This window comes from Paenibacillus phytorum (genome assembly GCF_013141715.1).
Classification (GTDB): Bacteria; Bacillota; Bacilli; order Paenibacillales; family NBRC-103111; genus Paenibacillus_E; species Paenibacillus_E phytorum.
Window position 1 is genome coordinate 278,447 of the sequence record NZ_WHOA01000241.1, and the last position, 13,131, is coordinate 291,577.

Here is a 13,131-nt window from a genome sequence, read left to right on the forward strand (position 1 = left end):
CGGTTGGAATGGGGAGGAAGGACTATGCATCTAGACATTTTTACGCTATGATAATGGCTAAACCGCATACTGGGAGTGCTATAAACAATGAATTTTACAAAAATGCATGGTCTAGGCAACGATTTTATCGTAGTAGCTGGTGAGAAAGAACTTCCTGCTGATGCAGATCAGCGTGCGATCCAGCTGTGCAATCGTTTCTTTAGTATTGGAGCTGACGGCATCGTCTATATTCTTCCTTCTGACAATGCTGATTTCAAAATGCGCATTATTAACTCCGACGGATCTGAGCCTGAACAATGCGGCAATGCCATCCGCTGCGTTTCTAAATATGTATACGATCATAAGCTAATTGATAAAACGGAGATTACCGTTGAAACACTTGGCGCAGGCGTACAAAAGGTACAATTAAACGTACAAGATGGCAAAGTTCGGACTGTTCGCGTGGATATGGGTCAACCGATCCTGAACGGCCTTCAAGTCCCGACTACGGTAGATGAAGCTAAAGTTATCAATTACCCGATTGAAGTTGACGGGAAAGAGTTTCGTTTTACAGCTGTTTCAATGGGGAACCCGCACTGTGTTATTTATGTCGAGGATGCTGTGAATTTCGATCTTGCCACATGGGGGCCGAAGCTTGAAGTGCACCCGATGTTCCCGCGTAAAATCAATGTCGAATTCGCAACGGTGAAAAATCGTGCTTACACGGATATGCGCGTTTGGGAAAGAGGGGCAGGTCCTACACTTGCTTGCGGAACTGGCGCTTGTGCAACGCTTGTATCCTCTGTGTTAAACGGTTTAACGGACCGTGAAGCGACTGTTTCGCTCAAAGGCGGAGAGTTGTTTATCGAATGGAATGAAGCGGACAACCATGTTTATATGACCGGACCTGCGGAAGAAGTGTTTACGGGCACGGTTTAAGTTAATTACATTTTTAGTAGGTGGGGAATTTATCATGAAATTGGATCTTCGTACGGCGCTGCAGCGGGATATTTTGGTCGGTGACGGCGCTATGGGGACTTATTTATATCAGATGGGATTTCCTGTCGGCATTTCTTATGAAGAATTGAATTTGCTTAGGCCGGAAACGGTTGCTGACGTGCACCGCCGTTATTTTGAGGCAGGTGCGCGTCTTATTGAAACGAATACATTCTCGGCTAATCGCGAAAAATTATCCAAGTACGGACTAGAAGGCGATGTTGAAGCGATTAACCGCGCAGGTGTTGAGCTAGCCAGAAAAGCGGTTGGTGACGAAGCATATGTTGTTGGGGCTATTGGATCTATTCGTGCGGGCAAGCGCAAAAACGTTCGTACGACGGATGTTGAGGAATCACTCCGCGAGCAGATTGGCATCTTACTGGATTCGCCAGTGGACGGGCTATTGCTTGAGACCTTCTATGATTTGGAAGAGTTACAGCTCGCGCTGCGTATCATTCGAAGCATGAGTGAGCTGCCTGTCATTTGTCAGTTCGCTAACGAAGGCACCGGCAGCACACAGGACGGCGTTCCGCTGCAGGAAGCGTTCCAACGGTTACGCGACGGCGGGGCTGACGTCATCGGCTTCAACTGCCGTGTCGGCCCGAATGGGATTCTCCGTTCGATGGAGAAGCTAACTCCAATCGCCGGCATTCCATTCTCCGCGTTCCCGAACGCGGGGCTGCCTGACTACGTCGACGGTCACTACACCTATGCGGCGACGCCTCAGTACTTTGCCGAGAGCGCGCTGCGCTTCGCTGACCTCGGCGCTCGCATCATCGGCGGCTGCTGCGGCACCACGCCGGAGCATATCGCCGCCGTCGCCCAGGCGCTGCAAGGCTACGTCCCGGCAGCGCCTGGTACGTTGGCCTCCGCGCGAGCTGTGCGCGTGAGCGAGCCCGCCCCGGCGAAGCCTGCGCCGCCGGCAGGCAAACCTTCGCTGCTCGAAATCGTGAAGCAGCGCAAAACCGTCATTGTCGAGCTGGATCCCCCAAGGGATCTCGACATCGAGAAATTTATGCAGGGGTCGAAGGCCCTGCAGGATGCGCATGTCGACGCCATTACGATGGCCGACAATTCACTGGCCGTGACGCGCATGAGCAATCTGGCCCTCGGTTACCTCGTGCAGGAACGCTTAAGCGCGCGTCCGCTGATCCACATCGCGTGCCGCGACCGCAACATGATTGGGACGCAGTCCCATCTGATGGGTCTTCACGCGCTGGGCATCGACCACGTGCTGGCCGTGACCGGCGATCCCGCCAAATTCGGCGATCTCCCTGGGTCCAGCTCCGTTTACGATCTGACCTCCTTCGAGATTATTCGGATGATTAAGCAGCTTAACGAGGGCATTGCTTTCTCGGGTAAGCCGCTTAAGCAGAAGGCCAACTTCGTTGTAGGGGCTGCTTTTAATCCGAATGTGAAGCATCTGGATAAAGCGGTTCAGCGCTTGGAACGCAAAATTGAAGCAGGCGCCGATTACATCATGACGCAGCCCGTCTACGACGCCAAGCTGATTGAACAAATTTATGAAGCGACGAAGCATTTAAATATACCGATCTTCATAGGTATTGCTCCGCTAGCTAGCGGAGGGAATGCTGAATATCTGCACAATGAAGTTCCAGGTATTCGGTTATCCGATGAAGTGAGAGAACGCATGAATGGACTCAAGGGTCCAGAAGGGCGGGCTATGGGCGTTGAGATTGCCAAAGAGCTGCTGGATGCAGCAATGCCTTTCTTTAATGGCATCTATCTGATGACCCCTTTTCTGGCCTACGAGATGTGCGTAGACCTGACGAAGTATGTATGGGAAAAGTCGAATCGACATGATTTCCACTTGTACCCACTTTCAAAATGAATTAAAATAGGTTAATGGATGTGATAAGGATGATTTGCAGTATGACCGGATTCGGACAAGCGAATCGTTCTTTTGCGGGATACAACGTGTTTATCGATGTGAAATCGGTCAATCATAGGTATAGTGAAGTGTCGATCCGATTGCCGAAGGAATGGGCGGCTTTTGAAGACGCTTTGAAGAAAACGGTGCTGCAAGCGGTGAAGAGAGGACGGGTAGACGTCTTCGTCACGGCGGAACGTGAAACGGCTTCCCCGAAGAGTGTAACGGTTAACTTCGCTTTGGCAGATGCCTATTTGCAGGCTGCGGAGCAGTTGAAGGAGCGCTATGGGTATGCCGAGCAGGTCGAGCTCAAAGATTTATTGAAGCTTCCGGATCTCATTCAGATGAAGGAGTCGCGTAAGGAACCTGATGAAGAGATTGAACAGGAACTATGCGCCTGCTTGCAGGAGGCCGTTGCCAGATTATCCGACATGCGGCTGCGGGAAGGAGCGTTTCTGGAGCAAGATATTCGTGAGCGCTTGGCGGAACTGAAGCGAATCCATGTCGAATTGGTAGCTTTAGCACCTCAGGTGGTTCAAGACTATGCGGCTAAGATGACGAACAGAATTCAGTCACTTCTTCAGGAGCAAACGCCTGTGGATGAGCAGCGCCTAGCGACAGAAATTGCGATATTCGCAGATCGTTCGAATGTGGATGAGGAATTAACTCGACTGAAAAGTCATTTTGAGCAATGTGATCAATTGCTTACAGAGAAAGAGCCTGTTGGACGAAAGTTGGATTTCTTGATTCAAGAAATGAATCGAGAAGTGAACACGATCGGATCCAAGTCCAATCACTCGGAGCCTACGGCTAGAGTGATTACGATGAAAGCAGAGCTTGAGAAGATGCGCGAACAAATACAGAATATCGAGTGAAGCGGCATGGAGCTTCGCGAGGAGGAAGTCGTAATGGCTATCAAATTAATTAATATCGGGTTCGGCAACATCGTATCGGCGAACCGCATTATCTCGATCGTAAGTCCGGAATCGGCTCCGATCAAGAGGATCATTCAAGAAGCGCGTGATCGTCACATGCTGATTGACGCTACATATGGTAGAAGAACCCGTGCCGTTATTATCACTGACAGCGACCATGTGATTTTGTCGGCAGTACAACCAGAGACGGTAGCGCATAGACTATCCAACAAGGACGATGATCATGACGAGTAATACGAATACCCTTGAGCGTGAGAGAGGCATTCTGATTGTTTTATCCGGTCCTTCCGGTGTCGGTAAGGGTACCGTTTGCGCCGCGCTGCGCAAGTGTTCACCGGATATCGTCTACTCGGTATCGGCCACAACCCGTTCTCCTCGACAAGGGGAAGTAGATGGTGTAAACTATTTTTTCAAAACGCGGGAGCAATTTCAACAGATGATCGAAACGGATGAAGTGTTGGAATGGGCCGAATATGTAGATAACTTCTACGGCACTCCGAGACGTTTTGTTGAGGAAACGCTGCGCTCCGGTCAAGATGTCATCTTGGAAATCGAAGTGCAGGGTGCTCTGCAAGTTAAACAAAAGTTTTCCGAAGGTGTTTTCATTTTCTTGCTGCCGCCTTCTCTAGATGAGCTTGAGAATCGCATTGTAACGCGTGGTACGGAAACGGATGAAGTCATTCGCAGCCGCATGTCGGTAGCTATGGACGAAATTCGCTTGATGGAGCACTATGACTATGCGATTGTGAATGACCATGTAGAAACGGCTTGTTCCAAAATACAAGCGATTCTCTTAGCAGAACATTGCAAAAAAGATCGGATGTATCCAAAAATCGTACAATGGATGGATGAGGTGAATTGAATGCTATACCCTTCAATTGATAAACTGCTTGATATCGTGGATAGCAAGTATTCACTAGTTGTAGCTGCTTCCAAAAGAGCAAGATCTTTGCGTGATGGCGCTAAATCAAATTTGAAAGGCCAAAAGGCCCACAAACATGTTGGTGTTGCGTTAGAAGAACTATACGGCAACTACATCGGTTATGAGAAAATTGAGACGACAGAGACCGAGAAATATCAGAAGAAATAAATTGGTTTACCCAACAACCCTAGTGGTTGTTATTTTTTTCTCAAATTGTGCGTGGAAAGGGGATACTCATGAGTGTACTGCATGGCAAAACGATTGTGCTCGGCGTATGCGGAGGCATTGCCGCTTATAAAGCTGCTGCGTTAACGAGTAAATTGACACAAGCTGGTGCAATTGTGCGTGTTATTATGACCAAATCAGCTGTTGAATTCGTAGCGCCGTTAACGTTTCAAACGCTGTCTCGTCATCATGTTTTCGTGGATACCTTTGATGAGAAAGACCCTTCGGTTGTATCCCATATCAACTTGGCGGATAGCGCTGACCTCGTGCTTGTTGCGCCTGCAACGGCGAATATGATTGGCAAGCTAGCGCTTGGTCTTGGCGATGATATGCTAAGTACGACGCTTCTTGCAACCATGGCACCGATATGGGTAGCGCCTGCAATGAACGTGCATATGTATGCGAATCCAGCTGTACAGCATAATATGCAGACCTTGCTAAGCCGCGGAGTGCGGTTTATTGAACCGGGAGAAGGGCAATTGGCTTGCGGTTACGTGGGAAAAGGACGGCTTGCTGAACCTGAGGAGATTCTTGCTGCGATAGAGCAGCATTTTAAGGGGGAGCCTAGGCGTTTAAATGGACAACGTGTCCTTGTGACTGCCGGAGGCACCGTTGAACGTATTGATCCGGTACGGTACATTACGAATGACTCCTCCGGCAAAATGGGCTACGCTATCGCCGAAGAAGCGGTGCGTATGGGAGCCAAGGTAACGTTGATATCAGGGCCATCCGCTTTATCCGCGCCTGAGGGCGTTCAGCTAATCAATGTTCAATCTGCTTTGGATATGAGAGAGGCCGTGCTAGCTCGTCTAGACGAAAGTAACCTCATTGTTAAGGCTGCTGCGGTTGCCGATTACCGCCCATCGGTTGTTTCAGAGCAAAAGATCAAAAAGAAGTCAGATTCGCTAACTTTAGAGCTGGTTAAAAATCCGGATATTTTACAGGAAATCGGTTCTCTCAAAAAGCATCAGTTCATCATCGGGTTTGCTGCGGAGACGGAACGTTTGGACGAGCATGCGATGGACAAGCTGAACCGTAAAAACTGTGATCTCATCGTTGGTAATGATGTGTCACAGGAGGGTGCGGGCTTTAGCGGAGATACGAATGTGGTCCGGTTCTATGATCGTAATGGGCTCGTAGAGGCCCTACCTATACAGAGTAAGAAAGATGTGGCACGTAGACTGCTCGAGCTTGCGGCGGATCGTATGCATACCGCAGCGGGGGAATCCTGATGTACGCCAAAGTCATTGTCGATGTCCCAGCGAAACAAACGAACCGGGCATTCGACTATGAAGTACCCGCATCCCTGAGCAAATGGGTTGAAGTGGGCAGTCGCGTTGGCGTGCCTTTCGGCCCTCGGGTGCTGCAAGGCTTTGTCGTCGAACTGCAAGAGGAAACGCAGGTGGATGTAACTCGCATTAAGCCGATTCAGAACGTCCTCGACTTGGTTCCTCCACTTACGGAGGAACTTGTGAGTCTAGGGAGGTGGGTCAGCCGCGTGTACTTGTGCCATGAAGTTACGGCACTCCAGGCGATGCTGCCCGCTGCGCTTAAAGCGAAATATGAACGTGCGATTGGGGTCGGGGAGGAGTCTGGCGAGCAATCGTTGCTGGACATGTCGGATCTCCAAGAGATTGTTAGTTTCGTAAAGTCCAAAGGCTCAGTCTCGATGGATGCTTTGATGGAGCGTTTTGCAAGTGACGGCGCCCTCATTAAACAACTGCTGAGCGCAGGTATCCTAACGGAAGTACAAGTGGTCAAAGACCGAATGAACACCAAGAAGGCGTTGACTGTTTTCCCTCCAGCTGGAGGCAGCGGATTGGAAGAGGCCTTGGCTGAGCTTCCTGCCAGAGCTAACAAACAGCAGGATGTGCTGCGTTATTTGATGGAGCATCCACACGCGATTCGGCTTACGGAGCTGATGGAAACGGTGGAGGTCGGCGCTAGCACGGTCAAAAGCTTGGCGGATCGCGGGTGGATTGAGCTGCGTGAGGTCGAAGTGATGCGCGACCCCTATGCGGGTCGCGCTTTCACGCGGACGAAGCCGCTTCCCTTAACGGAAGAACAGAGCAGTGTCTTCGCGGAAATTCGGGATGCTGTAGCGGAGGAACGCAATGAGGTATTTCTGCTGCATGGGGTTACGGGTAGCGGTAAAACCGAAGTGTATTTACAATCCATTCAGCAGTGCTTGGATATGGATAAAGAAGCGATTGTTCTCGTTCCTGAAATTTCACTGACGCCGCAGATGGTAGAACGATTTAAAGGGCGGTTTGGCGATTTGGTCGCCGTCCTACACAGTCGGTTATCGAATGGCGAACGGTACGACGAATGGCGTAAAATCATGCGCAAGCAAGTGAAGGTTGTAATCGGCGCTCGTTCGGCGATTTTTGCTCCTTTTACGAGAATTGGCCTTATTATCATTGATGAAGAACACGAATCTTCCTATAAACAAGAGGAGAGTCCCAAATATCACACCCGTGATGTCGCGGTTCAAAGAGCGAAGCAGCAAAACGCCGTCGTTGTGCTCGGTTCCGCAACTCCCTCTCTTGAAAGTATCGAGAAGACAAGGCGACGCCGTGACAGGGATAAACCTCCCTTTCGGTTGTTGACAATGCGGGAACGCGTAGCCAGCCGTCCGATGCCCCCAGTAGCTATTGTCGATATGCGTGAGGAGCTGAAAAATGGAAATCGTTCTATGTTCAGCCGCTCCTTGTATAAAGCGATCGAAGATCGGTTACAAAAGAAAGAACAGATTGTTTTACTGCTGAATCGGCGCGGGTATGCGACGTTCGTTATGTGCCGTACTTGCGGTTTCGTCTCGCAATGTCCGCATTGTGATATTTCACTTACCTATCATCAAAGCTCGCGCATGCTGCGCTGTCATTATTGCGGCTATGCGGAGCGAGAGGTTACGCAGTGTCCTAGCTGCCAGTCGGAGCATATTCGTCATTTTGGTACAGGAACACAGCGTGTTGAAGAGGAGCTTAGTAAGATTTTCCCCGGGATTCGGGTCATCCGCATGGATGTCGATACCACGACGGAGAAAGGTTCGCATGAAAAATGGCTGACGATGTTTCGCGAGAAGCAGGCGGATGTGCTGCTTGGCACGCAGATGGTAGCCAAAGGGCTGGATTTTCCCGACGTGACCTTAGTGGGGGTTATTGCAGCGGATACGGTACTTAATCTGCCGGATTTTCGTTCAGCGGAGCGGACTTTTCAGTTGCTAACACAGGTTGCAGGCCGGGCGGGTCGTCATGAAAAGCAAGGGGAAGTGTTCGTCCAGACATACACGCCCGAACATTATAGTGTGCAGTATGCAAGCAGGCACGATTATATCGCTTTTGCGAACCATGAGCTTGATATACGTGCAAATTTAGGCTATCCGCCTTATCAGCGTTTGATTCTTGTCACTTTTTCACATGAGCAGGTTCCGCTCCTAGTACGTTCTGCGGAGGCTTTTGTAACGAGATTGAAAGAGATCGCTTTTACGTATCGGGCCCAGCAGGTTGATCTGTTTACGAATACGTTGTCCACGGATCAATCGTTTCAAATGGACGTGTTAGGACCTGTTGCATCGCCGATTTCACGAATCAAAGATAGATATCGATTCCAATGCGTGGTAAAATATCGGGGGGAAGATCAGGCTGCAGAGATCGTTGCTAAAGCAGTAGCTTGGTTTGAAGAGCGCTCGGCGAAAGAAAAGCTGCTGATTAGCGTGGATGTTGACCCGCAATATTTGATGTAATGAACCCCAAATAGAGAAGACTTCAAAGGTAGGTGCACATTATGGCTATTCGTATTATTGTTAAAGATCCAGATCCAGTGCTGCGTGAGAAAGCCGTCACGGTTACGAAATTTAATTCCAATCTGCATAAACTGCTAAATGATATGGCAGACACGATGTATGAAGCGGAGGGCGTGGGCCTTGCTGCCCCGCAAATCGGTATTCTTAAACGCGTTATCGTTATGGATTGCGGAGAAGAACACGGCGGATTGATTGAAATGGTAAATCCTGAGGTTGTCACTTCCAGCGGTGAACAAATGGGGCCGGAAGGCTGCTTAAGTATTCCCGGACTTCGCGGCGATGTGCTTCGGCCGCTCCATGTTACGGCCAAAGGTCAAGATCGTGATGGAAATCCGATTGAAGTGACGGGTACGGATTTGCTGGCTCGCTGCATTTTCCATGAAATTGATCACTTGAACGGTGTTCTGTTTACCGATCTTGCAACCAAAACGTATACGGCTGAAGAAGAGGAAGATTCCGAGTGAACATTATTTTCATGGGCACGCCGGATTTCGCAGTACCCTCCTTGCGTCTGCTCTTGGAGGAAGGCTATAACGTGACGACGGTTGTCACACAGCCGGATCGGCCGAAAGGACGCAAGCGCGTCCTAACGCCGCCTCCGGTTAAGGTGGAAGCAGAAAAGCATGGGATTCCGGTCCTTCAGCCGGAGAAATTGCGTCAAGCGGATTCGGTTGAGCTTTTGAGACAATTAAAACCGGATTTGATTGTAACAGCCGCTTACGGACAGATTTTGCCCAAAGCGGTTTTGGACCTGCCGCAGTACGGGTGTATTAACATCCATGCTTCGCTGCTGCCCAAATATCGAGGTGGAGCGCCGATTCATCACGCTGTGATTCGGGGTGAGGACGTAACTGGTGTTACGATTATGTACATGGCCGTAGGTCTTGATACTGGCGATATGATTTCAAAGGTGGAGCTTCCGATCGAAGATACGGATACGACGGGCTCATTATTTGATAAGTTAAGCATAGCCGGTGCTGATCTACTTAAGCGTACATTGCCTGATTTACTGGCAGGACGTATTCAGGCTGTTGCACAAATTGAGGCAGATGCCATTTATTCTCCGAATATCCGCAGGGAGGACGAATTGATCGATTGGTCGCGTTCTGCCGCCCAGCTTTGGAATCAAGTACGCGGCTTAAACCCTTTCCCCGGCGCTTACACGCTCTGGAATGGGGAAGTTATGAAAGTATGGGCTAGCGCGAATCCGAAAAGTTCTTCGGAGCCAAGAAGCCGAAGCTTCTCCGAAATCAGCGGTGAAGCACCTGTTCCTGGAACTGTACTTGGCAGTAGTGAGCAGGGCATTGAAGTGATGACGGGTGAAGGTACGCTGTGGCTGACTGAGATCCAACCTTCAGGCAAAAAGGCGATGCCCGTGTCAGAGTTCGTACGAGGTGTGCAAATCCCAACTGGTACGGTATTCGGACACAGTAACTAAAGCAACCAAGGATAAACGACTCGTCGTCCCTTTAGGGCGAACGCGTTTGTCAAGGTTGATGCGAAGCTAAAGTATACACCGTATACTTTCTATTCAACTTAAAAATGAGGTATTCGATTTGTCAACGCAAAAACCAAATCGTCCGCAAAACGGACTAATAAAATCGCAGGGGGCCGGCAAGCCCTCTGCTCCAAAATCATCCTCAGGCGCTGCGAAGAGCAGCGCTGTTAAGCATTCTGCCCGTGATGCGGCGCTGGATGTGTTAATTCGGGTTGAAGAAAATCAATCGTACAGCAATTTACTCCTGAACCAGGTATTGCAAAAGCATGCACTTGAGCGGGCGGATGCGGGACTGGCGACGGAGCTTGTTTATGGGACCATCGGACGGAAAAATACGATCGATTTCTTTTTGGAGCGTTTCGTCAGCAAGGGGCTCGCGAAGCTCGAGCCCTGGGTGAGATGTTTGCTGCGGCTGAGCTTCTATCAGCTGCATTATTTGGACCGCATCCCGGACCATGCGGTCGTGAGCGAAGCGGTCAATATCGCGAAGCGCCGAGGGCATCAAGGCATCTCGGGCATGGTCAACGGCGTGCTGCGCGCGGTTATCCGCAGCAAAGCCGAGCTCACGCTGCCGGCTGCACTCGGCGACGTGAAGCGCATCGCGCTGAGCCATTCCCATCCGGAATGGCTCGTGCGCCGGTGGATCCGTCAGCTGGGAGCCGAGCTGACCGAACAGATCTGTGCGGCGAACAATGAGCCGCCGCACGTAAGCATTCGCGCGAACGCGAGGCGCCACAGTCGCTTGGAGCTGCTGGAGCAGCTCCAAGGCAGCGGCCTCAGCGCGGAAGCGTCAGAGCTGGCCCCGGCCGGCATCCTTGTGCAGGGGGCCGGGAACATGGCGTTAGTCCCCGGCTTCCAGCATGGGGACTTCTCGATTCAAGACGAGAGCTCGATGCTCGTCGCCGAAGCTCTGGATCCGCGTCCAGGCATGACGGTGCTGGACTGCTGCGCCGCCCCTGGCGGCAAGACCGCGCACATCGCCGAGAAGATGGACGATGTGGGCAAGATCTGGGCTTGTGATCTGCATGAGCACAAGCAGAAGCTGATCGCAGATCAAGCGGAGCGTCTGGGACTGTCGTCGATTCAGACGCTGGTGATGGATGCTGCGAAGCTGGACGAACATTTTGCGGCGGAGTCATTTGACCGCATCCTGCTCGATGCGCCTTGCTCAGGTCTAGGGGTCATTCGCCGCAAGCCCGACCTTAAGTGGGCGAAGCAGGAGGCGGAGATTGACGCGATTAGTGAGCTGCAGCATGCTATTCTGAGCAAAGTGCATAGGCTGCTCAAGCCGGGCGGCGTGCTGGTCTACAGCACGTGCACGATTGAGCATGCGGAGAACGCAGGCATGGTTGAGCGCTTCCTCGCCGAGCATAGCGAGTTTGAGCTGGCGCCGCTGCCGGCGGATGTTTTCACAATCATTGACCCCGCGGCTGCTGCAACCGGTATGGTGCAAATCCTGCCGCAGCAGTTTCATTCGGACGGTTTCTTTATAGCAAGGCTGCGCAAACGTGTATAGCTTGTCGGCCGTATGCTGACCTAATCGAGGAAATTAAGCTGATTTCATCTAAATCAACTGCACTTTTTACAGTTAATTGCCTCAAAAAGGGCTAAGTGTTCGATTTAGCTGCACTTTTTGCAGGTAATGCTCGGGTGGTCTGGGTTGGTGTTACGGTTACTCAGCCACGTAAATGCCCTATCGTCCGCAGCTACTAACCACGGGGACGTGTGTTCGTTCCCGCTTTGTGATAAAATAACATACGATTAGCAAAAAATCAGGACAAATAACAACAGGTTGTGATAAATGTGGGAAATAAGCCTTATGAGAAAGATAAACCGTTTGTATATGATTTGAATTGGGACGAATGGCAAAGTTGGGTGAAAGAGAACGGCGAGTCCTCTTTTCGTGCCGGGCAAATTTTTGATTGGCTTTATATTAAGCGGGTATTCAGCTTCGATGAAATGTCGAACTTGCCGAAGTCGCTGCGTGACAAATTAAAGGATCAGTTTGAGTTCGTTACGCTTTCCGAAATTGCCAAGTATCAGTCGCAGGACGGTACAGTCAAGTTTTTATTTGAACTGGAAGATAAGAATGCCATTGAAACGGTTGTCATGAAGCACAACTACGGCAATAGTATTTGCGTAACAACGCAGGTAGGGTGCAGGGTAGGGTGTACGTTTTGTGCATCTACGTTGGGCGGTTTGAAGCGGGATTTGAGACCGGGTGAGATTGTGGCCCAAGTAGTTAAAGCCCAGAAGTTACTGGATGAGACAGAGGAACGAATCTCTTCCATCGTCATTATGGGTATTGGCGAGCCGTTTGAAAACTATGAAGCGACCATGAATTTCCTGCGCGTGATGATTCATCCGAAAGGATTGAACATCGGACAACGCCATATCACGGTTTCGACGAGTGGTATTGTGCCGAACATTTATAAGTTCGCCGATGAGAATTTGCAAGTCAATCTGGCGATTTCTATTCATGCGCCGAATGATACGCTCAGATCCAAGCTGATGCCTGTCAATCGTAGATTCCCATTCGTAGATTTAATTGAAGCTTGTAAATATTACATTGCCAAAACCGGCAGACGAATTACGTTTGAATATGCCCTTATGGGGGAAGTGAATGACCAGCCTGAACATGCAGAGGAACTAGCGCAAGTGCTGAAGGATATGCCGCTTAGCCACGTGAACCTGATTCCTGTGAATTTCGTGGCCGAACGGGATTTCAAACGTACGCCTAGGGATGATATTTTTACCTTCCAACGTATTCTTGAGAAGGGCAAAATTAATGCCACTATACGTCGTGAACAAGGTAGTGACATTGCTGCTGCCTGCGGACAACTGCGCGCGAAGCATATGGAGAACAAGTAATGAGGTGAA

At 50.3% G+C, this 13,131-nt stretch carries 12 protein-coding genes; all 12 read left to right on the forward strand.

What is annotated here, in order from left to right; translation table 11 throughout:
* Positions 1–87: 87 nt before the first annotated feature.
* The 12 genes from dapF (at position 88) to rlmN (ending at position 13,122) form a co-directional block, all read left to right on the forward strand.
* Complete coding sequence (gene dapF, locus GC098_RS34465; protein WP_171648706.1) at positions 88–918, forward strand: diaminopimelate epimerase; 831 nt, start codon at positions 88–90, stop codon at positions 916–918.
* 34 nt (positions 919–952) lie between these two features.
* The gene (locus GC098_RS34470) at positions 953–2,827 is read left to right on the forward strand and encodes a bifunctional homocysteine S-methyltransferase/methylenetetrahydrofolate reductase (RefSeq protein ID WP_171648708.1); all 1,875 of its coding nucleotides are present in this window, start codon (positions 953–955) and stop codon (positions 2,825–2,827) included.
* A gap of 41 nt (positions 2,828–2,868) precedes the next feature.
* Positions 2,869–3,741: a YicC/YloC family endoribonuclease gene (locus GC098_RS34475; protein WP_312880517.1), complete on the forward strand. Its 873-nt coding sequence runs from the start codon at positions 2,869–2,871 to the stop codon at positions 3,739–3,741.
* Positions 3,742–3,774: 33 nt separating this feature from the next.
* Positions 3,775–4,035: an extracellular matrix/biofilm regulator RemA gene (gene remA, locus GC098_RS34480; protein ID WP_009672664.1), complete on the forward strand. Its 261-nt coding sequence runs from the start codon at positions 3,775–3,777 to the stop codon at positions 4,033–4,035.
* The gene (gmk, locus tag GC098_RS34485; protein WP_171648713.1) at positions 4,025–4,663 is read left to right on the forward strand and encodes a guanylate kinase; all 639 of its coding nucleotides are present in this window, start codon (positions 4,025–4,027) and stop codon (positions 4,661–4,663) included. Before remA ends, gmk begins: the two co-directional genes overlap by 11 nt.
* Entirely contained in the window at positions 4,664–4,891 is a 228-nt protein-coding gene (gene rpoZ / locus GC098_RS34490; protein ID WP_171648715.1) for a DNA-directed RNA polymerase subunit omega, read from the forward strand. It abuts the gene before it with no gap.
* A 68-nt stretch (positions 4,892–4,959) separates the two neighbouring features.
* Entirely contained in the window at positions 4,960–6,180 is a 1,221-nt protein-coding gene (gene coaBC / locus GC098_RS34495; RefSeq protein ID WP_171648717.1) for a bifunctional phosphopantothenoylcysteine decarboxylase/phosphopantothenate--cysteine ligase CoaBC, read from the forward strand.
* Complete coding sequence (gene priA / locus GC098_RS34500; RefSeq protein WP_171648719.1) at positions 6,180–8,693, forward strand: primosomal protein N'; 2,514 nt, start codon at positions 6,180–6,182, stop codon at positions 8,691–8,693. The genes coaBC and priA overlap by 1 nt, the downstream gene beginning before the upstream one ends.
* 41 nt (positions 8,694–8,734) lie before the next feature.
* Positions 8,735–9,217 carry a peptide deformylase gene (def, locus tag GC098_RS34505; RefSeq protein ID WP_171648721.1) on the forward strand — a complete coding sequence of 161 codons (483 nt, stop codon included), beginning with the start codon at positions 8,735–8,737 and terminating at the stop codon, positions 9,215–9,217.
* The gene (fmt, locus tag GC098_RS34510) at positions 9,214–10,191 is read left to right on the forward strand and encodes a methionyl-tRNA formyltransferase (protein WP_312880518.1); all 978 of its coding nucleotides are present in this window, start codon (positions 9,214–9,216) and stop codon (positions 10,189–10,191) included. Before def ends, fmt begins: the two co-directional genes overlap by 4 nt.
* Positions 10,192–10,309: 118 nt before the next feature.
* On the forward strand, positions 10,310–11,767 hold the full coding sequence (gene rsmB, locus GC098_RS34515) for a 16S rRNA (cytosine(967)-C(5))-methyltransferase RsmB (protein ID WP_171648723.1): 1,458 nt from the start codon (positions 10,310–10,312) through the stop codon (positions 11,765–11,767).
* Between the two features lie 287 nt (positions 11,768–12,054).
* The gene (rlmN, locus tag GC098_RS34520; protein ID WP_029197747.1) at positions 12,055–13,122 is read left to right on the forward strand and encodes a dual-specificity RNA methyltransferase RlmN; all 1,068 of its coding nucleotides are present in this window, start codon (positions 12,055–12,057) and stop codon (positions 13,120–13,122) included.
* Positions 13,123–13,131 lie beyond the last annotated feature (9 nt).